This window comes from Methylobacterium sp. WSM2598 (assembly GCF_000379105.1).
Taxonomy (GTDB): Bacteria; Pseudomonadota; Alphaproteobacteria; order Rhizobiales; family Beijerinckiaceae; genus Methylobacterium.
This window is the reverse complement of the sequence record NZ_KB900609.1, coordinates 5,953,118-5,971,961: the sequence shown is the minus strand read 5'-3', so window position 1 is coordinate 5,971,961 and position 18,844 is coordinate 5,953,118. Positions and strand designations below refer to the sequence as shown.

General features: G+C 73.6%; 20 protein-coding genes. 12 read left to right on the top strand and 8 right to left on the bottom strand.

What is annotated here, in order from left to right:
* Positions 1 to 39 precede the first annotated feature (39 nt).
* Positions 40 to 1,341, top strand: a complete 1,302-nt coding sequence (locus MET2598_RS0127950; RefSeq protein WP_018263113.1) for a 3-deoxy-D-manno-octulosonic acid transferase — start codon at positions 40 to 42, stop codon at positions 1,339 to 1,341.
* 2 nt (positions 1,342 to 1,343) lie between these two features.
* Positions 1,344 to 2,342 carry a tetraacyldisaccharide 4'-kinase gene (gene lpxK, locus MET2598_RS0127945; protein ID WP_018263112.1) on the top strand — a complete coding sequence of 333 codons (999 nt, stop codon included), beginning with the start codon at positions 1,344 to 1,346 and terminating at the stop codon, positions 2,340 to 2,342.
* A 4-nt stretch (positions 2,343 to 2,346) separates the two neighbouring features.
* Here the strand turns inward: lpxK and MET2598_RS0127940 are convergent, their stop codons facing one another.
* The 4 genes from MET2598_RS0127940 to MET2598_RS0127925 all read right to left on the bottom strand — a co-directional run bounded on the left by MET2598_RS0127940 (position 2,347) and on the right by MET2598_RS0127925 (position 4,847).
* Positions 2,347 to 2,565: a DUF2093 domain-containing protein gene (locus MET2598_RS0127940; protein WP_012336449.1), complete on the bottom strand. Its 219-nt coding sequence runs from the start codon at positions 2,563 to 2,565 to the stop codon at positions 2,347 to 2,349.
* A gap of 68 nt (positions 2,566 to 2,633) precedes the next feature.
* Positions 2,634 to 3,149 carry a transcriptional regulator LdtR gene (gene ldtR, locus MET2598_RS0127935; protein WP_012336450.1) on the bottom strand — a complete coding sequence of 172 codons (516 nt, stop codon included), beginning with the start codon at positions 3,147 to 3,149 and terminating at the stop codon, positions 2,634 to 2,636.
* A 167-nt stretch (positions 3,150 to 3,316) separates the two neighbouring features.
* The gene (locus tag MET2598_RS0127930) at positions 3,317 to 3,784 is read right to left on the bottom strand and encodes a DUF6163 family protein (protein WP_018263110.1); all 468 of its coding nucleotides are present in this window, start codon (positions 3,782 to 3,784) and stop codon (positions 3,317 to 3,319) included.
* A 1-nt stretch (position 3,785) separates the two neighbouring features.
* Entirely contained in the window at positions 3,786 to 4,847 is a 1,062-nt protein-coding gene (locus tag MET2598_RS0127925; RefSeq protein ID WP_018263109.1) for an enoyl-CoA hydratase/isomerase family protein, read from the bottom strand.
* Positions 4,848 to 5,044: 197 nt separating this feature from the next.
* On the opposite strand from MET2598_RS0127925, the gene hemB reads away from it, so the two are divergent.
* The 5 genes from hemB to MET2598_RS0127900 all read left to right on the top strand — a co-directional run bounded on the left by hemB (position 5,045) and on the right by MET2598_RS0127900 (position 9,390).
* Positions 5,045 to 6,097, top strand: a complete 1,053-nt coding sequence (hemB, locus tag MET2598_RS0127920) for a porphobilinogen synthase (RefSeq protein WP_012336453.1) — start codon at positions 5,045 to 5,047, stop codon at positions 6,095 to 6,097.
* Positions 6,094 to 6,465 carry a hypothetical protein gene (locus MET2598_RS0127915; protein ID WP_018263108.1) on the top strand — a complete coding sequence of 124 codons (372 nt, stop codon included), beginning with the start codon at positions 6,094 to 6,096 and terminating at the stop codon, positions 6,463 to 6,465. The genes hemB and MET2598_RS0127915 overlap by 4 nt, the downstream gene beginning before the upstream one ends.
* A 127-nt stretch (positions 6,466 to 6,592) precedes the next feature.
* Positions 6,593 to 7,834 carry a threonine ammonia-lyase gene (locus MET2598_RS0127910; RefSeq protein WP_018263107.1) on the top strand — a complete coding sequence of 414 codons (1,242 nt, stop codon included), beginning with the start codon at positions 6,593 to 6,595 and terminating at the stop codon, positions 7,832 to 7,834.
* Between the two features lie 158 nt (positions 7,835 to 7,992).
* On the top strand, positions 7,993 to 8,526 hold the full coding sequence (locus tag MET2598_RS0127905; protein ID WP_018263106.1) for an RDD family protein: 534 nt from the start codon (positions 7,993 to 7,995) through the stop codon (positions 8,524 to 8,526).
* Positions 8,527 to 8,643: 117 nt separating this feature from the next.
* A complete protein-coding gene (locus MET2598_RS0127900) occupies positions 8,644 to 9,390 on the top strand; it encodes an arginyltransferase (protein ID WP_012336457.1) in 747 nt (248 codons plus the stop codon).
* Positions 9,391 to 9,418: 28 nt separating this feature from the next.
* On the opposite strand, the gene MET2598_RS0127895 is transcribed toward MET2598_RS0127900, so the two are convergent.
* The 3 genes from MET2598_RS0127895 to MET2598_RS0127885 are packed head-to-tail and all read right to left on the bottom strand — an operon-like array spanning position 9,419 to position 11,866.
* Positions 9,419 to 10,234, bottom strand: a complete 816-nt coding sequence (locus MET2598_RS0127895) for a hypothetical protein (RefSeq protein ID WP_018263105.1) — start codon at positions 10,232 to 10,234, stop codon at positions 9,419 to 9,421.
* Positions 10,231 to 11,286 (bottom strand): AAA family ATPase, encoded by a 1,056-nt coding sequence (locus MET2598_RS0127890; RefSeq protein ID WP_236728826.1) that lies wholly within the window; start codon positions 11,284 to 11,286, stop codon positions 10,231 to 10,233. The genes MET2598_RS0127895 and MET2598_RS0127890 overlap by 4 nt, the downstream gene beginning before the upstream one ends.
* A gap of 4 nt (positions 11,287 to 11,290) precedes the next feature.
* A complete protein-coding gene (locus MET2598_RS0127885) occupies positions 11,291 to 11,866 on the bottom strand; it encodes a hypothetical protein (RefSeq protein WP_236728825.1) in 576 nt (191 codons plus the stop codon).
* A 186-nt stretch (positions 11,867 to 12,052) separates the two neighbouring features.
* Here MET2598_RS0127885 and purB point away from each other — a divergent pair, with 186 nt between their 5' ends.
* The 5 genes from purB to MET2598_RS0127860 all read left to right on the top strand — a co-directional run bounded on the left by purB (position 12,053) and on the right by MET2598_RS0127860 (position 17,665).
* A complete protein-coding gene (gene purB / locus MET2598_RS0127880; protein ID WP_018263102.1) occupies positions 12,053 to 13,360 on the top strand; it encodes an adenylosuccinate lyase in 1,308 nt (435 codons plus the stop codon).
* A 147-nt stretch (positions 13,361 to 13,507) separates the two neighbouring features.
* Positions 13,508 to 14,356, top strand: coding sequence for a D-amino-acid transaminase (locus MET2598_RS0127875; protein ID WP_018263101.1), 849 nt, complete (start codon positions 13,508 to 13,510; stop codon positions 14,354 to 14,356).
* A gap of 82 nt (positions 14,357 to 14,438) precedes the next feature.
* Positions 14,439 to 14,807 (top strand): hypothetical protein, encoded by a 369-nt coding sequence (locus tag MET2598_RS0127870; protein ID WP_012336463.1) that lies wholly within the window; start codon positions 14,439 to 14,441, stop codon positions 14,805 to 14,807.
* 195 nt (positions 14,808 to 15,002) lie between these two features.
* Positions 15,003 to 16,295 (top strand): adenylosuccinate synthase, encoded by a 1,293-nt coding sequence (locus tag MET2598_RS0127865; RefSeq protein WP_012336464.1) that lies wholly within the window; start codon positions 15,003 to 15,005, stop codon positions 16,293 to 16,295.
* Positions 16,296 to 16,405: 110 nt separating this feature from the next.
* Entirely contained in the window at positions 16,406 to 17,665 is a 1,260-nt protein-coding gene (locus MET2598_RS0127860) for a hypothetical protein (protein WP_018263100.1), read from the top strand.
* Between the two features lie 207 nt (positions 17,666 to 17,872).
* Here MET2598_RS0127860 and rpoH read toward each other — a convergent pair whose 3' ends face one another.
* Positions 17,873 to 18,763 carry an RNA polymerase sigma factor RpoH gene (rpoH, locus tag MET2598_RS0127855; RefSeq protein ID WP_012336466.1) on the bottom strand — a complete coding sequence of 297 codons (891 nt, stop codon included), beginning with the start codon at positions 18,761 to 18,763 and terminating at the stop codon, positions 17,873 to 17,875.
* Between the last annotated feature and the right edge of the window lie 81 nt (positions 18,764 to 18,844).

Below are 18,844 nucleotides of genomic sequence, written 5' to 3'. Positions count from 1 at the left end.
CGCCCCTTCCCGCGAGCGCGGGCCGGAGCGGGGCGCCGGATGAGCGCCCCCGCCATGCCGTTCCTGCTGCGGGCCTACCATCACGGGCTCCTCGCCCTCGAACCGGCCCTGATCGGCCTGCTCGCCTGGCGCCGCCGCAAGGGCAAGGAGGATCCGGAGCGGCTGCCCGAGCGCGTCGGGCGCGCCGGCAAGCCGCGCCCCGCCGGGCCCCTCGTCTGGGCGCACGGCGCCAGCGTCGGCGAGGCCCTGATGCTGCTGCCGCTCGTCGACCGCCTCGCCCGCCGCGGCTTCACGGTGCTGGTCACCTCCGGCACCCGAACCTCGGCCGACCTCGTCGCCGCCCGCCTGCCCGCGGGCGCCCTGCACCAATTCGCGCCCCTGGACGCGCCGCGCTACGTGGCGCGCTTCCTGGACCATTGGCGGCCGGACCTCGCCATCGTGGCGGAATCGGAACTGTGGCCGAACACCATCCTGGCCCTCGATGCCCGCCAGGTGCCCCTGATCCTCGTCAACGGCCGCATGTCGGAGCGCTCCGCCCGGGGCTGGGCCCGGCTGCCGGCCTTGGCGCGGGCGGTGCTCTCGCGCATCGCGATCTGCCTCGTCCAGACCCGCGAGGAGGCCGAGCGCTTCCTCCGGCTCGGGGCGCCGCGGGTCGTCGTGTCCGGGAACCTGAAATTCGACGCCCCCGCCCCGCCGGCCGACCCGCAGGCCCTGGCCCAGTTCTCGGCGATGCTGGCCGGGCGGCCGGTCTGGCTCGCGGCCAGCACGCATCCGGGCGAGGAGGCGGGCATCATCGCGGTCCATCGGCGCCTCGCCGCGCAGCGCCCCGGCCTGATCACCCTCGTCGTGCCGCGCCATCCGCGCCGCGGCGCCGAGATCGCCGCGGCGGGCCGCGCCGCCGGCCTGCGCGTCGCGCTGCGCAGCCGGGGCGGCCTGCCCGACGCGCGCACCGATCTCTACGTCGCCGACACGATCGGGGAGCTCGGCCTGTTCTACCGCCTCGCGCCCGTCGCCTTCATCGGCGGATCCCTGGTCGAGCGCGGCGGCCAGAACCCGATCGAGCCGGCCCGGCTCGACACCCCGATCCTGCACGGGCCCCATGTCCGGAACTTCGCCCAGGCCTACGCGGTGCTGGGACAGGCCGGGGCCGCCTTGGCGGTGGCTGACGAGGACGCCCTCGCGGAGGCCCTGGGCCGGCTCCTCGCCGACCCGGCGCGCCGCGCCGCGATGGCGGCGGCCGGGCGCCGCGCGGTGACGGCCTGCGGCGGCGCCCTCGACCGGACCATGGCGGCCCTCGAACCCTTCATCTGCCAGATGAAGATCAGCGGCCGGTTCGGCTGAGGATGCGGGCCCCGGACTTCTGGTGGCGCGATCCGCCTTCCCTGCCGGCCCGGCTGCTCGCGCCAGTCGGGGCGCTCTACGGCGCCGCCGCGGCGCGGCGAATGGCCCGGCCTGGCGCGCCGGCCCCCTGCCCGGTCGTCTGCGTCGGCAACGTCACCCTGGGCGGGGCCGGCAAGACCCCGACCGCCCTGGCGCTCGCGGCCCTGCTGCGGGAGCTCGGCGCGCGCCCCGCCTTCCTGAGCCGGGGCTACGGCGGGTCCCTGCCGGGGCCGCTGCGCGTCGATCCCGCCGCCCACGGCGCCGCCGAGGTCGGCGACGAGCCCCTGCTCCTCGCCCGCGCGGCGCCCACCATCGTCGCCCGGGACCGCCCGACCGGCGCTGCGGCCTGCGCGGCCGCCGGCGCCGACGTGATCGTGATGGATGACGGGCTGCAGAACCCGTCCCTGCGCAAGGATTGGTCCCTGGCCGTCTTCGACGCCGGGGTCGGCATCGGCAACGGCCTGCCCTTCCCGGCCGGGCCGCTGCGGGCGCCGCTCGGCGCCCAGTGGCCCCTCGTCTCGGCCGTGCTGGTGATCGGGGACGCGGCGCAGGGTCGCCCGCTCCTCGCGGCGGCGGCGGCGCGCGGCCTGCCCGCCCTGCGCGGGCGGCTCGCGCCGGACGCGGCGGCCGCCGCGGCGCTGCGCGGCCGCCCCGTCCTCGCCTTCGCGGGGATCGGCCGGCCGGACAAGTTCTTCGAGAGCCTGCGCGCGGTCGGGGCGGAGCTGCGCGGGACGCGCGCCTTCCCGGACCATCACGCCTACCGGGCGGGGGAGATCGCGGCGCTGGAGCGGGAGGCGACGCGGCGGGGCCTGACCCTCGTCACCACCGAGAAGGACCGCGTGCGCCTGCCCGCCGCCATGGCGGTGGCGGTGCTGCCGGTGCGGCTCGCGCTCGCGCCGGACGACGCCGCACTCCTGCGCGCGCGCCTCGCGGCCCTGCTGAGGGGGCGGGCCGGGCCCTGACCGCTCAGGGCCGCCCCGTCTCCCGCAGCCGCTGCATCACCGCCTCCGGCCCGGCATAGGCCTCCTGGCGGGCCACGCTCCAGTAGCGCAGGTCGTCGAGGGCGATCTCCGCGCCGGTCACCGCGCAGCGCACGAAGCGGCCAGGGCGCACCACCCGCAGGTTGCTGTCGCCGTACTCGACCACCGCCTCGCCCGTTCCGCCCCGATCCATCCGTCCCAGCATCGCGTCCTCCGGCCCGATCTCCGCGTGTAGGACGCCGCGGCCCGGCTGTCGACGGGGGCCGCGCGGGCTCACAGGCGGTAGCGGATCTGGTCGGTCCAGAACCGCTCCAGGCGGGCCAGCGACTGGTTCAGGCGGACGAAATCGTCCTCCGAGATGCCGCCGATCGGCTGGATCGTCCGGGCGTGCTTGTCGTAGAGGCCGCGCACGATCTCGTGCACCTCCCGGCCCTTGTCGGTCAGGCTGATCCGCACCGAGCGCCGGTCGGTCTTCGAGCGGGCGTGGTGCAGGTAGCCGGTCTCGACCAGCTTCTTCACGTTGTAGGAGACGTTCGAGCCGAGATAGTAGCCGCGGGTGCGCAGCTCGCTCGCGGTCAGCTCCTTGTCGCCGATATTGTAGAGCAGCAGCGCCTGCACGCTGTTGACGTCCTCGCGGCCGCGGCGCTCGAACTCGTCCTTGATGACGTCGAGCAGGCGGCGGTGCAGCCGCTCGACGAGGTGCAGGGCCTCCAGGTATTGGTTGCGCACCACCGGCGCGGCTTCCGGGGCCCGGGCCTGCTCGGCCACCTTCAACGCCTGGTTCTTCATGGTTTCGCCTCTCTGTACTGCCTGCTGGGCGGTGTTGTCCGCTCCGCTTATGCAGCCAACCTAGGAGGGCCCCGTGAATGTGGGTTTAAACGATACGCTAAATTCTCGATTTACCGATGTGGGTAAATCGACGATAAAGCCGCCGGTCGCGGCCCCGGCGTCCCCGGTCACCGCATCTCGCGCGAGGCGAGCCAGGAGACGGTGAAGTAGAGGACGACGATCGTCCCGTCGAAGGCAAGGTTCGGCACACTCATCGGCAGGAGCTGCGGGGTGAGCAGCGCCAGCACGAAGGCCGAGGTCGCGGCGAGCAGCCAGACGACGCCGCCCCAGGCGGTGCCGAGCCAGAGCCCGACCGCGGCCAGGAGGTCGATCACCCCGAAATAGATGATGACCGCCTGACGCCCCACCGGCGCGCCCTCGAAGGGCTGGGCGCCGGGCCGGGCGCCCAGGATCTCCGCCCAGGCGCTGAGGCCCTTGATCATCCAGATCACCGCGACGATGCGCATGAGCCAGATCAGCACCACGTCCCAGCGGGTGCCGGGCGGCTGAGGATTGCGCTCGATGCGGTCGCCCCCGTCCTCCGACAGGGCGAGGCCGCGCGAGGGGCCGCTGCGGGCCCTGGGGAGGCCGCGCATCTCAGGTGAACCGGGGCTCGTCGGGCAGGGGCGCGAAATGCGCCTCCACCGCCTCCGCCGTGACCGCCTCGAGGCGCTCGGGCCGCCAGCGCGGGGCGCCGTCCTTGTCGATCAGGGTGGCGCGCACCCCCTCGTAGAAGTCGTGTCCTTCGAGGATGCGGGTGACGATCCGGTACTCGGTCAGCATCGCCTCCGGGAAACTCATGGCGATGCCCCGGCGCATCTGCGCGAAGGCGACGGCGACGCTGGTGGGCGAGCGCGTGCGGATCGTGGCGGCGGCCTTGCCCGCGAAGGCGGAGCCCTCCCGCGCCGCCGCGTCGAGCCGGGCCAGCACCGCCGCCACGCTCTCGGCCGAGAAGCAGGAATCGATCACCTCGCGGGCGGCGTGGAGCGGCCCGGGCGGGGGCGCCTCGCTCTCGCCCAGCGCCGCCTCGACCGGCTCCCCCGCGGCGAGCCGCTCCGTGATCGCCTCGAAGGCGGCGGCCGGCGCCGCCCGCGTCGCGAGCCCGAAGGCGAGGCCGTCCCCCGGCCCGACCCGGTCGCCGGTGAGGGCGAGGTAGGTTCCGAAGGCGCCCGGCAGGCGCGGCAGCGCGTAGGTCGCCCCGACATCCGGGAAGAAGCCGATCCCCACCTCCGGCATCGCGAACAGGTAGCGCTCCCCCGCGACGCGGTGCGCGCCGTGCAGCGACAGCCCGACGCCCCCGCCCATCACGATCCCGTCGATCAGCGACACGATCGGCTTGGGGTAGCGGTGGATCAGGGCGTTGAGCGCGTATTCCGCCCGCCAGAAGGCGTCGGGCGCCCGCGGGCCCCGCGCCCGCGCCTCGTCGTGGAGGTGCCGGATGTCGCCGCCCGCGCAGAAGGCGCGCCCGGCGCCGCGCAGCACGATGCGCGTCACCCCGGGATCCGCCAGCCACGCGTCGAGGGCGGCGCGCAGGCGCCGCACCATGCCGAGATCGAGCGCGTTGAGGGCCTGCGGGCGGTTGAGGGTGAGGCACCCCGCCGTCCCCCGCCGCTCGACCAGGACGTGGGTCTCCGCGTCGCCCGCCATATCGCCCGCCATCGGCATCCTTCCTGACCTGCTGGGGCCGTAAACCAGCCGCCGGGGAGTGCGTCAACGCGACGGGCGCGCCCGTTTGCTGCCTGCCATGCGGCCGGGGCCGTCCCGGACGGGTTCCGAGGCGGCGCGGGTCTGTGCTAGGGCTTCATGAGAAGAATGACAGCGGCCCGTGCCCGCGGGTCCGGGAGGTCTCGAATTCGATGTCGCAGATCCAGCCCTTCGTCCGGCCCCTCGCCCGCGACGCCGCCCGGACCGAGACCGCCCCCGGCCTGTCCCTGACCCAGCGGCCGCGCCGCAACCGCAAGGCGGAGTGGTCGCGCCGGCTCGTGCGCGAGACCGTGCTGACCCTCGACGACCTGATCTGGCCGCTCTTCGTCATCGAGGGCGAGCGCCGGCGCGAGCCGGTGCCCTCCATGCCGGGCGTCGAGCGGCTGAGCGTCGACGAGGCGGTGCGCGAGGCCGAGCGCGCGGCCGCCCTGCGGATCCCGGCCATCGCCTTCTTCCCCTACGTCGAGCCCTCGCTGCGGGACGAGACCGGCTCGGAGGCGCTCAACCGCAACAACCTCGTCTGCCGGGCGGTGCGGGCCGTGAAGGCGGCGGTGCCGGAACTCGGCGTGATCACGGACGTCGCCCTCGACCCCTATACCAGCCACGGCCATGACGGGCTCCTCGACGACACCGTGATCGTCAACGACGAGACCGTGGCGCTCCTGGTCGAGCAGAGCCTGATCCAGGCCGAGGCCGGCACCGACGTGATCGCCCCCTCCGACATGATGGACGGGCGCGTCGGCGCGATCCGCGCGGGGCTCGACCGCTCGGGCTTCCGCGACGTGCAGATCATGGCCTACGCGGCCAAGTACGCGAGCGCCTTCTACGGCCCGTTCCGGGACGCGATCGGCACCAGCGCGACGCTCAAGGGCGACAAGCGCACCTACCAGATGGACCCCGGCAACACCGAGGAGGCGCTGCGCGAAGTCGCGCTCGACCTGGAGGAGGGGGCCGATTCCGTGATGGTGAAGCCCGGCCTTCCCTACCTCGACATCATCCGGCGGGTGAAGGAAGGCTTCGGCGTGCCGACCTTCGCCTACCAGGTCTCGGGCGAGTACGCGATGATCGCGGCGGCGGCCCAGAACGGCTGGCTCGACGGCGAGCGCGCCATGATCGAGAGCTTGGTGGCCTTCAAGCGCGCGGGCGCGGACGGCATCTTCACCTATTTCGCGCCGCGGGTCGCGGAGCGCCTGCGGGCCGGGTGAGGACGGCCGTCATCCTCGCCGCGTCGGCGGTCGCCCTCGCGGCCTGCGCGCCCGACCTCGACCCCGCCCAGGAGCGGGTCTGCCGGCGCGTGCTGCCGACCCTGGTGGCGGAGGGCGGGCGGGCGCGGGTGCTCGGCGCCGCGCCCGGGCGCGCGCCCCGCAGCATCCGCATCGACTTCGTCGAGGAGCGCCCCGGGCGCCCGCCCCTCACCCGCTGGGTGGTGTGCCGCTTCTCGGAGATGAGCCGCGTCGATCTCGGCGGGGTGCTGAGCGACCGCGGCCAGGTCGGCGAGGCCGCCCTCTACCTCCTCAAGCACTACTACCTCGACACGCCCGACGCGGCGGCGGCCGAGCCCGCCCCCGGCTGACGCCGCGGCCGGGCGATCGCCCCTGGCCGGTGGGCCGTGCCGACGCGCGCATCGACTCCGCGGGCGGCCGGGATCATTCTGACGGCGGGAATCGCCGCGGATGCGGCGCCGAGCGCGAGGGCGTGTCTTGAGCGAACCCTACGTCATCGGCCCGGACGACGTCGCCCGGGCCGCCGAGACCATCCGGGGCCACGTGCTGCGCACGCCGCTGGTGCCGGCGCCGCGCCTGTCGGAGGTCACCGGCGCCCGGGTCTTCGTCAAGCACGAGAACATGCAGGCGACCGGGGCCTTCAAGGAGCGCGGCGCGGCCAACCGCCTGAGCCGGCTCGACGCCGACGAGCGCCGCCGCGGCGTGGTGGCGATGTCGGCCGGCAACCACGCCCAGGCGGTGGCCTATCACGCGAGGCGCCTCGGCATCCCGGCCACGATCGTGATGCCGGCCACGACCCCCCTCGTGAAGGTCGAGAACACCCGCGCCCACGGCGCCACCGTGCTCCTGGAGGGCGAGACGCTGGTCGAGGCGGCCGAGACCGCCCGCGACCTCGTCGAGACGCGGGGCCTCGTCCTGGTCCACCCCTACGACGACCCGGCCGTGATGGCCGGCCAGGGCACGGTCGCCCTGGAGATGCTGGAGGATGCGCCCGACCTCGACTGCCTCGTGGTGCCGATCGGCGGCGGCGGGCTGATGGCCGGGATGGCGGTCGCCGCCTCCGCCCGGCCGGACCTCGACCTCTACGGCGTCGAGGCGGCCTTCTACCCCTCCTTCCTGAACGCGATCGACGGCGGCGCGCGCCCGATCGGCGGGCCGACCCTGGCGGAGGGCATCGCCGTCAAGACGGTCGGGCGGTTCACCCTGCCGATCATCCGCGACCGGGTGCGGGAGATCCTCCTCGTCGGCGAGCCCGAGATCGAGCGCGCGGTGCACGACTACGCCACCCTGCAGCGCAGCCTCGCCGAGGGGGCGGGGGCGGCCGGGCTCGCGGCCTTGCTGGCCCATCCCGACCGCTTCGCCGGGCGCAAGGTCGGCCTCGTGCTCTGCGGCGGCAACATCGACGCGCGGCTCCTGGCCTCCGTGATGGTCCGCGAGCTGGAGCGGGAGGACCGCATCGTCTCCTTTCGCCTGACCGCGAGCGACCGCCCCGGCGTGCTCGGGCGGGTGACCGGGCGCCTCGGCGAACTCGGCGTCAACATCCTGGAGGTGTCGCACGGGCGCCTCCACCTCGACGTGCCGGCCAAGAGCGTGACGATCGACGTGACCATCGAGACCCGCGGCCCCGGCCACACCGCCGAGATCCTGGCGACGCTCGCGGCCGAGGGCCTCGATCCGCGCCGCATCGGCCCGCACGGCACCGCCACGGCGACGGCCTGAGCAGACTTGCGCGGGGCAAGTCTGCCGGGAATCTTGCTCCCGCGCCATTCCTGCCGCCGACCCGGCGACCCCCGCCCGATGATGCGAAGGGCGGGTCTTGAGCGAGGCCGGCCGCGACGCCACTTGATCTTCGGAACGCACCCGAGGGAGCGCGGGCGATGGCGAATTCGTGGCAGGGCAACAACTGGCAGGACCCGTCCTGGCAGGGGCAGGGGCAGGGCTGGCAGGGGCAGGGCTACCCGCAGGCCGCGCCCGGCTACGGCACGCCTTTGCCCGTCGCGCACGCCTCGCTGACGCGGCGCTTCCTCGCCTACCTCCTCGACATCCTCTTCATCTTCGGCTTCACCTGCCTGCTCTGGCTCGCGATCGCCTTCCTGGGCGTGATCACCTTCGGCCTCGGCTGGACCCTGTTCGCGATCCTGCCGGCGAGCGGCATCCTCTACAGCGCGATGACCCTGGGCGGGGCCGGACAGAGCACCTACGGCATGCGGATGCTGGGATTGCGCGGCGTGCAGGCGGAGACCGGCGCCCCGGTCGACTGGATCACCGCGGGCGTGCACGCGCTGCTGTTCTACGTGGCGGTCTCGACCTTCCTGCTCTGGCTGTGCGACCTCGGCATCGGTCTCCTGCGGGCGGATCGCCGCACCGGCCACGACCTCGTCGTCGGCCTCGCGATCGTGCGCGTGGCCTGAGCGGGGGCTGGGGATGAGCCGGGAGCTTCGTGCGTGGGGCCTTGTTGAGCCGCCGAACGGGAGTGCTATGGTGGGGTCCGCGGTGCGCGCGCGCCGCCCCAGCGAGCGGTCCCCAGCGTGACGAGCCATCCGCGCGACGCCCCTCAGTTCTACCTCACGGCGCCCTCGCCCTGTCCCTACCTGCCGGGTCAGCACGAGCGGAAGGTGTTCACGCACCTGGTCGGGCGGCGCGCCCGCGACCTCAACGAGATCCTCACCCAGGGCGGCTTCCGCCGCTCGCAGACCATCGCCTACCGGCCGGCCTGCGAGACCTGCCGGGCCTGCGTCTCGGTGCGGGTGGTGGTGGGGGATTTCGAGCCGAGCGCGAGCCAGCGCCGGGTGCTGAAGCGCAACCGGGACCTCGTGGGCCAGCCGCAGCCGAACCGCCCGGCCTCGGAGCAGTACGCGCTGTTCCGCCGCTACCTCGACGCCCGGCACGGCGACGGCGGCATGGTCGACATGACCGTGCTCGACTACGCCATGATGGTCGAGGACAGCCACGTCGAGACGCACCTCGTCGTCTACCGCAAGCGCGGGCCGGACACGGCGATCAACGGCCGCGGGGTCGGGGCGCCGATCGCCGTCTGCCTGACCGACGTCCTCTCGGACGGGCTCTCGATGGTCTATTCCTTCTACGAGCCGTCCGAGGCCGACCGCTCCCTCGGCACCTTCATGATCCTCGACCACATCGAGCGGGCGCGGCTGCTCGGCCTGCCCTACCTCTATCTCGGCTACTGGGTCGAGGGTTCGCGCAAGATGGATTACAAGGCCAAGTTCGGGCCCCAGGAGCGCCTGATGCCGCAGGGCTGGGCGCGGGTGGGCTGAGTTCGCCGAGGGAAGGCAGCCCGGTCGGTCATTCGGCGCGGTGGGGCGGCAGGATCGGGCGCAGGATCTCCCCTGGGCGGGCCGGCAGCGGGGTCGCGTCGCCGGGGCGGCGCACGAGGACGACGCCCCGCGCCGGACCGACCGGCTGGCCGTTGCGCCAGCACCCGAAGTACGCGGTGATGCGGTAGAGGCCTGGCGTCATGTCCAGCGCGACCGGCGGGACGTCGCGCGTCGTCCCCTCGCCGAGGTTCACGCTCACGACGGAGAACAGCCGCTGGCCGGCGACGATCAGGCGGCGCAGGCAATCGGCCGGCGGACCCGCGCCGCGCTCGATCCGCATCGCGAAGCCGTAGGAGCCCGGATCCTGCACGGCCAGGAGGGCATTCGCCGTTCCGAGGTAGTTCGCGGGCGCGGCCGCGACGCTCGCGGTCAGGATCGGCCCCACGTCGAGTTGCGCGTCCTCGACCGTGAACCGGCCCGAGGGGGCCGGCGCCACGGTGATCTCCAGGCTCGGGCTCATCTCCACCTTGTGCAGGGTCCCGTACCAGCCCGTCTCGTAGCCGACATAGCCTCCGCCCGCCCGCGCGGCGGGCAGCGGGGCGACCGGCGGTTCGGCGCGCAGGGGCCCGGACGGAAGCGGGCCGGCATGCGGCTCCGCCCAGGGAGGCGGGGCTGGGCGCGCCGGCGCGGGCGCCTCCGCCACCGCGAGGCCGAACCAGAGCGCGGCCGCGACGGCGGCGCCCAGCAGCGGCATCGGCCCGAGCAGGAAGGCGGCCCGATAGGTGCCGTCCCGCTGCCAGAGACGGCGGTGGATGTAGGCGAGCTTGGCAAGGGCCGCGCTCATGCGGCACGCCCCGTCGCCGCCTCGACGTCGTCGGCGGTGAGGGTCGCGAGATCGACGCTGCCGGCACCGAGAAGCGGCCCGATCCTGACCGCCTGCGCCTCCCGCGCGCGTTCCAGCAAGGTTCGGGCGGTCCGGGCATTCGCGAAGCTCGGTCGCGCGCGCTCGCGCGCGAAGGAGGCCCTCAGGCGCGCGTCGCACCCGTCCTCGAAGCGCAGCCCCTCCGCTTCGGCCATCGCCCGGATGATCGCGAGCAGTTCGTCGTCGTCGTAGGGCGCGAAGGAGAGGGTCTTCGTGAAGCGCGAGGGCAGGCCGGGATTGCTGTGCAGGAAGTCCTGCAGCGGTTCCGGGTAGCCCGCGACGATGACGACCAGCCGGTCGCGCTGGTCCTCCATCTCCTTGAGGAGGGTGTCGATCGCCTCCTGGCCGAACGCGTCGCCCTGCCGCGGCGCGAGCGCGTAGGCCTCGTCGATGAACAGCACCCCGTCGAGCGCCTCGGCGATGCGCTGGCGCGTCTTGAGCGCGGTCTGGCCGACATAGCCCGCCACCAGCCCGGAGCGGTCGGTCTCGACGATGTGGCCGCTCTCGAGAACCCCGAGTTCGCGCAGGGCGGCGCCGTACAGGCGGGCGACGACGGTCTTGCCGACGCCCGGCGGGCCCGTGAACACCATGTGCAGGGAGAGGGGGCTGACCGGCATCCCCGCGTCGCGGCGGGCGGCCTCGACCTTGAGGCGCTCGATCAGCGTGCGGAGTTCCGCCTTCACCTCGGCGAGGCCGATCAGCCGGTCGAGCGAAGCGACGGCCTCGTGCGGGCCGGTCGGGACGACGCGGAAGGCGCCCGGGCGCATGCCGGCGACAAGCGGCCAGAGCCGCATCACGCGCGCGACCGCGCAGGCATTCGCACCCGCGACCAGGGTTGCGAGCGAGCCGTAGCCCAGCCAGGCCGGGACGGTCGGCGTGATGCGGAACACCGACAGGATGGACAGGCCCACCATCGCGAGCATGCACAGGCTGACGACCGGTGTCGGACCGAGCTGGTCGCGAAGCCACCTCAAGGGCTTAGCCATCCGCGCGGCCGCAGCGCGCGGAGGGGCGCCACGTCACCGGCTGGGTCGCCTCGCCCGCTCCCGGCGGGACCTGCCACGCCGGCATCAGCGCGAGGGTCGCGGCGCCGCCCGCGCGGAAGACCGCGAGGGTGCCGCGTCCCGCCTCGTAGGGTGCCGGATAGGGGATCGCGACGCGGCGCGGGGCATCGGGCAGGCTGAAGGCGGTAGAGACGTAGGGGCCCGACCGCAGCCGGATCGACCCCGCCGCCGCCTTCGGTGCGCGCACGATCGACACCCAGGCGAGCCTCACGGCGCAGCGTTCGCGCCGCTGCCGGATCTGCGCGACCAGGGGATCCGACGGGTCGAGCGTCGCCACGGCATCCTGAAGATCCTCCGGGGCGACCTCGTCGAGGAGGCTCACCGACGCGGCGTCTGGACCGGTCGCCTGCCGCGTGGCGGGCAGGATCCAGAACCAGCCGAGGAGCGCGGTCAGCACCGCGACCGCGGCGGCCGGCCCGGCACCCGGCCATCCGGCCGCCTCCCGACCCGCCGCGCGGGCATTCCCGTCCGGTCCGGCCAATCCAGCCATGCTCCGCATCCCGAAGACAGCGCCTCGCCGCGGCGACGCATCCCAACTGCCGCTACGTCAAGTTAGGGCATGCGGTCGCCTCGCGGGTCAAGGCGGTTCGCGGCGGCGCGGCGGCGCGTTGAGCCCCTCCCCGCCCCGTGCTACCCGCGCCCGCATGCTCAGATCCTTCCGCATGCGAGGCGCCCGATGATCCCCCGTTACAGCCGCCCCGAGATGACGGCGATCTGGTCGCCGGAGACGCGCTTCCGGATCTGGTTCGAGATCGAGGCGCACGCCACCACGGCGCTCGCCGAGATCGGCGTCGTGCCGAGGGAGGCCGCGGAGAAGGTCTGGGAGAAGGGCCGCGACGCGGTCTTCGACGTGGCGCGCATCGACGAGATCGAGCGCGTCACCAAGCACGACGTGATCGCGTTCCTGACCCACCTCGCCGAGATCGTCGGGCCGGAGGCCCGCTTCGTCCACCAGGGCATGACCTCGTCGGACGTGCTCGACACCTGCCTCAACGTGCAGCTGGTGCGCGCCACCGACCTCCTCCTGGCGGATCTCGACGGGCTGCTCGCCGCCCTGCGGCGCCGGGCCTTCGAGCACAAGCTCACCCCGACCATCGGCCGCTCGCACGGCATCCACGCCGAGCCGGTCACCTTCGGGCTGAAGCTCGCCCAGGCCCACGCGGAATTCGCCCGCGCCCGCGAGCGGCTCGTCGCGGCCCGGCGCGAGGTCGCGACCTGCGCGATCTCGGGCGCCGTCGGCACCTTCGCCAATATCGACCCGCGGGTCGAGGAATACGTGGCCGAGAAGATGGGCCTGACGCCCGAGCCCGTCTCGACCCAGGTCATCCCCCGCGACCGCCACGCCATGTACTTCGCGACGCTCGGCGTGATCGCCTCCTCGATCGAGCGGCTGGCGATCGAGGTGCGCCACCTGCAGCGCACGGAGGTGCTGGAGGCGGAGGAGTACTTCTCCGAGGGCCAGAAGGGCTCCTCGGCCATGCCGCACAAGCGCAACCCGGTCCTGACGGAGAACCTGACCGGGCTCGCCCGCATGGTGCGCGCCTACGCGCTGCCGGCGATGGAGAACGTCGCCCTCTGGCACGAGCGCGACATCTCGCATTCCTCGGTCGAGCGGATGATCGGGCCGGACGCCACCGTCACCCTCGACTTCGCCCTGGCGCGGCTCACCGGGGTGATCGACAGGCTGCTCGTCTATCCGGACAACATGCAGCGCAACCTCGACCGGCTCGGCGGCCTCGTCCACTCGCAGCGCGTGCTGCTGGCCCTGACCCAGGCCGGCCTGTCGCGGGAGGACGCCTATCGGCTCGTGCAGCGCAACGCGATGCCGGTCTGGCGCGGCGAGGGCGAGTTCCTGACCCTGCTCAAGGCCGATCCGGAGGTGAGCGCGGCGCTCTCGCCCGAGGCGATCGAGGCCTGCTTCGACCTCGGCTACCATTACAAGCACGTCGACACGATCTTCCGCCGCGTCTTCGGCGAGAGCTGAGGGCCGCTCGGCCCCCCGGGGACGCCCCTCCCCGAGCCCCGGGGCGGCGCAACCGCCTCCCCCGCATGCCGGAGGCCCGCGGAATGCGCTTGCGGCGGGATCGTCTCCGATGCTTGAAGGAAAAGCTGCCCCGCAGGACCATCACCCATGTCGCGCATCGTCTACGTCAACGGCCGCTTCCTCCCCTACGCCGAGGCGGCGATCCCGATCATGGATCGCGGCTTCCTGTTCGCGGACGGGATCTACGAGGTCAGCGCGGTGCTGAACGGCCGGCTCGTCGACAACGCGGCGCATCTCGCCCGCCTCGACCGCTCGCTCCGGGAGATCGGCATCACCAATCCCTTCGATCAGGAGGGCTGGACCGCCCTGGAGGAGGGGCTCGTGGCGCGCAACAGCCTCAAGGAAGGCCTCGTCTACATGCAGGTCACGCGCGGCGTCCACGAGCGGGACTTCCCCTTCCCGCCCGCCGGCACGCCCCCGACCGTGGTGATGTTCACGCAGGAGAAGAGCGTCGCGGCCAACCCCCTGGCCGAGCGCGGCGCCAAGGTGATCTCGGTCGAGGACCTGCGCTGGAAGCGCCGGGACATCAAGTCGGTGGCGCTCCTCGCGCAGGTGCTGGCCAAGCAGCAGGCGGCGGCGGCCGGCGCCAACGAGGCCTGGATGCACGAGGACGGCTTCGTCACCGAGGGCGGCTCCTCCACGGCCTTCATCATCACGGAGGACGGGCGCATCGTCACCCGGCCGCTCTCGACCGCGATCCTGCCCGGCATCACCCGCCAGGCCGTGATCCGCCTCGCCGCCGAGGCCGGCCTGACCATCGAGGAGCGCCCCTTCTCCCTCGACGAGGCGCTGCGGGCCGCGGAGGCGTTCTTCACCAGCGCCTCGGCCCTGGTGATGCCGGTGGTCGAGATCGACGGCCAGCGCGTCGGCGGCGGCCAGCCCGGGCCCCACACCCGCCGCCTGCGCGGGCTCTACCTGGAGATGGCGACCGCCTGAGGTCCCGCGCCGGCCTCCTGAGCTTTGCCGGAACCGGACGGCGCCCCGCCCGGTTTCCCTGGCGAGACCTCAGGAGAGAGAGATGCCGAAGCTGACGCACGGTGCCGTGCTCGCGCTCGCCGCGCTGATGGGCACCGCGGGCCTCACCACCGCGGGCTTCACGACCGCGGGCTTGGCCCAAACGCCCGGCGCGCCGCTCCAGGGGCGGGACACCTCGCCCCTGCCGCCGCCGAACGAGCGCATCCCCGAGAAGATGCGCCCGCCCTCCGATACCGACGCGACCGGCTCGACCCTCAGCGACAGGCTGGAGAGGTCGGACGGCGTGCTGAAGCCGCCGACCTCCGCCACGCCCGACATGACCGTGAAGCCGCCGGTGCCCGACCCGAACTCCACCCGGGTGATCAGGCCGGGCGACCTGCCGGGCAACGGGCCGGCGACCGAGGCCAAGTAGGCGCGAGGCCAAGCAGGCGAGGCCAAGTCGGCGCGAGGCCAAGTCGGCGCGAGGCCGAGCAGGCGGGTCGGGCGGCGCGCGGCGTTCCCCGGCCTTCCTTGATTTCCCGGCCCGGATCGCCCAAGACCGCCCGATGCGACAGCCCCGGCCCGCCGCCGGGGCTGTCCGTCTGCGTGCACAGGATCGGATCAGAGGATGGCGAACGTCGTCGTCGTGGGCGCCCAGTGGGGCGACGAGGGCAAGGGCAAGATCGTCGACTGGCTCGCCGAGCAGGCCGACGTGGTGGTGCGCTTCCAGGGCGGCCACAATGCCGGCCACACGCTCGTGATCGACGGGGTGACCTACAAGCTGTCGCTGCTCCCCTCCGGCGTCGTGCGCGGCGGGACGCTCTCGGTGATCGGCAACGGGGTCGTGGTCGATCCCTGGCACCTCGTCGACGAGATCGCGCGGATCGGCACGCAGGGCGTCTCGATCACGCCCGAGACCCTGCGCATCGCGGACAACGCGACCCTGATCCTGCCGCTGCACCGCGAGCTCGACCATTTCCGCGAAACCGCCAACGCCACCCTGAAGATCGGCACCACGAAGCGCGGCATCGGCCCGGCCTACGAGGACAAGGTGGGGCGGCGCGCCATCCGGGTGGTCGACCTCGCCGACGAGGCGCTCCTCGGCGCCAAGATCGAGCGGCTCCTCGCCCACCACAACGCCCTGCGGCGCGGCCTCGGCATCGAGGAGGTGGACGGGGCGGCGCTCAAGGCCGAGCTCCTCGCGATCGCTCCCAAGATCCTGCCCTACGCCGACACGGTGTGGGTGCTCCTCGACGAGGCGCGGCGCGGCGGCCAGCGCATCCTGTTCGAGGGGGCACAGGGCGCGCTCCTCGACGTCGATCACGGCACCTACCCCTACGTCACGTCCTCGAACATCGTCGCCGCGCAGGCCGCGACCGGGTCGGGCCTCGGCCCCTCGGCGATCGGCTACGTGCTCGGCATCGTCAAGGCCTACACGACCCGGGTGGGCGAGGGCCCCTTCCCGACCGAACTCACCGACGCGATCGGCGAGAAGATCGGCGAGCGCGGCCGCGAGTTCGGCGTGGTCACGGGCCGCAAGCGCCGCTGCGGCTGGTTCGACGCCGCCCTCGTCCGCCAGACCGTGCGCACCTCCGGCATCGACGGGATCGCGCTCACCAAGCTCGACATCCTGGACGGGTTCGAGACGATCAAGATCTGCACCGGCTACCGCCTCGACGGCAGGCTGATCGACCACCTGCCGGCGAGTCAGGCGGACCAGGCCCGGGTCGAGCCGGTCTACGAGACCATCGACGGCTGGTTCGAGACCACCGCGGGCGCGCGCTCCTGGGCCGAACTGCCCGCCCAGGCGATCAAGTACGTGCGGCGCATCGAGGAGCTGATCGGCGCCACGGTCGCCCTGCTGTCGACCTCGCCCGAGCGCGACGACACCATCCTGGTCCACAATCCCTTCGAGGATTGAGGCCGGTCGGCTTTGCCCTTCGGGGATTGAGGCCGGTCGGCTTTGCGGCCGGGTGTGGCGCCGCGAAGCTTGACGCGGCCGCTCTGCCGCGACATGGCAGGCGCCGGATCATGGCAGATTACTATCCCCTGCTCGCCCGGGCGCTCGACGCGCTGCCCGACCGCTCGCCGGACATGCGCGAGGCGGTCTACGAGCGCGCGCGCGCGGCCCTGACCGGGCAGCTGCGCTCCCTCGACCCTCCCCTCTCCGAGGAGGACATCGACGCGGAGCGCCGCTCCCTCGACGCCGCGATCGGCCGGCTCGAGGACGAGTTCGGCGCGAAGGTGCCCGAGCCTGCCGCCGCGGCCGCCGTCCCCGGCGAGGCGCCCGCGGCGGCGGTCGCGCCGGCGGCGGTCCCCGCGGCCGCGGAGCCGCCTCCCCCGTCCGAGCCCGACCTGCCCGAGCCCGGGCCCCCGGTCGCCCTGAAGCTGCCCGAGCCCGAGCGCCCGCGCCCGGTCGAGACCGCGGCGGACTTCGCCCCCGACGATTCGCCGGCCCGGCAGCGGCCGCGCATCGACGTGGTGCGGCCCAAGGGGGACCGCTCGCGCCTGTTGCGCAACGGCATCGTGGCGGCGGCGCTGGCGGCCGTGATCGGCGCCATCGCGGCGGCGGCTTGGTCGCTGCGCGACACCCCCGCGACCGTGCAGTCGAAGATCAGCGAGAACGCCGCCGAGCGCCCGCCCGAGCCGCAGGATTCCAAATTCGCCGACCGCGTCGGGGGCGAGCGCGCGCCGGCCGCGCCCCCCGTGGCGGCGGCGGCCCCGCCGCCGACCCGCGCCGGCGCCCCCGACATCACCATCGCCCAGCGCGCCACCCTCTACGAGGAGGCCGGCGGACCGAATAACGGACCGCGGGCGGCCGCCGGCCAGGTGGTCTGGCGCCTCGATGCGGTCAATGCCGGCCAGGGTCAGCCGCTGCAGACGGTGGTCCGCGCCACCGCGGAAGCGCAGGAGGCCGGCCTGACCGTGGCCATGGTGATCCGCCGCAACACCGACGCGACGCTGCCGGCCTCGCACGTGATCGAGCTGACCTTCACCCCGACCGACCCCTCGCGCAATGTCCGCGACGTCGGCCTGCTGCAGTTCAAGGACGACGAGAGCGCCCGCGGCTCCCCGGTCTCCGGCCTGCCGGTGCCCGTGCGCGAGAACATCTTCCTGATCGGCCTCTCGAACCTCAAGGGCGACATCGAGCGCAACACCGACCTGATGCTGCGGCGCAACTGGATCGACCTGCCGATCCGCTACGCCTCGGGCGGGCGGGCGATCCTGACCTTCGAGAAGGGCAGCGCCGGCGACCGGGTGATGCGCGAGGCCTTCGAGCAGTGGAAGTGAGCCGCGCGGCGTCGCACGGCCCGCCGGGCACGGCCTGATCCGCTTCCCGGACGGTCACGTCCGGACAACGTCCGACACGCCCGTGCGGCGCCTGAGCGAAACCCAAATCCGCATGGCGACGCAATCCGTCGGATCTCGTACGACCCGTCGCGACGCGCCCCAGGGCGCTTCGCGCCGTCGCGGAACGGCGCCGCCGGCGGAAGGTCTCTAGGCCGGCACGCTCGTCCGCGCGGTCTCGCGGCTGGCGAGGTTGCGCTTCACGGCGTCCTGAACCTTCTCGAACGCCCTGACCTCGATCTGGCGCACCCGCTCGCGGGAGACGCCGAACTCGCTCGACAGGTCCTCCAGGGTGATCGGCTCCTCGGCGAGGCGCCGGGCCTCGAAGATGCGCCGCTCGCGCGGGTTGAGCACGCTGAGCGCGTCCCGCAGGGCGGCGAGGCGGTTCTGCCCCTCCTCCTCGCGGGCGAGCACGGCTTCCTGGCTCGGGCTGTCATCCACCAGCCAATCCTGCCACTCGCCCTCGCCCTCCTCGCGCAGGGGGGCGTTGAGCGAGGCGTCGCCGCTGAGGCGGCGGTTCATCTCGATCACGTCCTGCTCGGGCACGCCGAGGCGCGTGGCGATCTGCTTCACCTGCTCGGGGCGCAGGTCGCCCTCGTCGAGGGCCGAGATGCGGCCCTTCGCCTTGCGCAGGTTGAAGAACAGCTTCTTCTGGTTCGCGGTCGTGCCCATCTTCACGAGCGACCACGAGCGCAGGATGTATTCTTGAATCGCCGCCTTGATCCACCACATGGCATAGGTGGCCAGGCGGAAGCCCTTGTCGGGGTCGAAGCGCTTCACGGCCTGCATCAGGCCGACATTGCCCTCGGACACGACCTCGCCGATCGGCAGGCCGTAGCCGCGATAGCCCATCGCGATCTTGGCGACGAGGCGCAGGTGGGACGTGACCAGCTTGTGGGCCGCCTCGCGGTCTCCGTGCTCGCGCCAGCTCTTGGCGAGCATGTACTCCTCCGTCGGCTCCAGCATCGGGAAGCGACGGATCTCGTCGAGATAGCGGGACAGGCCCCCCTCATTGGCGAGCACCGGCAGTGCAGCAGCCATTCAAACCTCCTGGAAGCTCCCCGGCGAGGGCGAGCGCGAACGGCCTCCGAGCGGCCGGCCGTCCGAACGGCCTTTATAGCA

Coding starts and splice junctions, on each gene's coding strand:
- MET2598_RS0127930 (WP_018263110.1), bottom strand. CDS start 3,784: ATGCGCGGCCTCCCCAGGGCCCGCAGCGGCCCCTCGCGCGGCCTCGCC.
- MET2598_RS0127950 (WP_018263113.1), top strand. CDS start 40: ATGAGCGCCCCCGCCATGCCGTTCCTGCTGCGGGCCTACCATCACGGG.
- MET2598_RS0127865 (WP_012336464.1), top strand. CDS start 15,003: ATGGCGAACGTCGTCGTCGTGGGCGCCCAGTGGGGCGACGAGGGCAAG.
- MET2598_RS0127870 (WP_012336463.1), top strand. CDS start 14,439: ATGCCGAAGCTGACGCACGGTGCCGTGCTCGCGCTCGCCGCGCTGATG.
- hemB (WP_012336453.1), top strand. CDS start 5,045: ATGTCGCAGATCCAGCCCTTCGTCCGGCCCCTCGCCCGCGACGCCGCC.
- MET2598_RS0127940 (WP_012336449.1), bottom strand. CDS start 2,565: ATGCTGGGACGGATGGATCGGGGCGGAACGGGCGAGGCGGTGGTCGAG.
- rpoH (WP_012336466.1), bottom strand. CDS start 18,763: ATGGCTGCTGCACTGCCGGTGCTCGCCAATGAGGGGGGCCTGTCCCGC.
- lpxK (WP_018263112.1), top strand. CDS start 1,344: ATGCGGGCCCCGGACTTCTGGTGGCGCGATCCGCCTTCCCTGCCGGCC.
- MET2598_RS0127895 (WP_018263105.1), bottom strand. CDS start 10,234: ATGAGCGCGGCCCTTGCCAAGCTCGCCTACATCCACCGCCGTCTCTGG.
- MET2598_RS0127875 (WP_018263101.1), top strand. CDS start 13,508: ATGTCGCGCATCGTCTACGTCAACGGCCGCTTCCTCCCCTACGCCGAG.
- purB (WP_018263102.1), top strand. CDS start 12,053: ATGATCCCCCGTTACAGCCGCCCCGAGATGACGGCGATCTGGTCGCCG.
- MET2598_RS0127860 (WP_018263100.1), top strand. CDS start 16,406: ATGGCAGATTACTATCCCCTGCTCGCCCGGGCGCTCGACGCGCTGCCC.
- MET2598_RS0127925 (WP_018263109.1), bottom strand. CDS start 4,847: ATGGCGGGCGATATGGCGGGCGACGCGGAGACCCACGTCCTGGTCGAG.
- MET2598_RS0127905 (WP_018263106.1), top strand. CDS start 7,993: ATGGCGAATTCGTGGCAGGGCAACAACTGGCAGGACCCGTCCTGGCAG.
- MET2598_RS0127885 (WP_236728825.1), bottom strand. CDS start 11,866: ATGGCTGGATTGGCCGGACCGGACGGGAATGCCCGCGCGGCGGGTCGG.
- ldtR (WP_012336450.1), bottom strand. CDS start 3,149: ATGAAGAACCAGGCGTTGAAGGTGGCCGAGCAGGCCCGGGCCCCGGAA.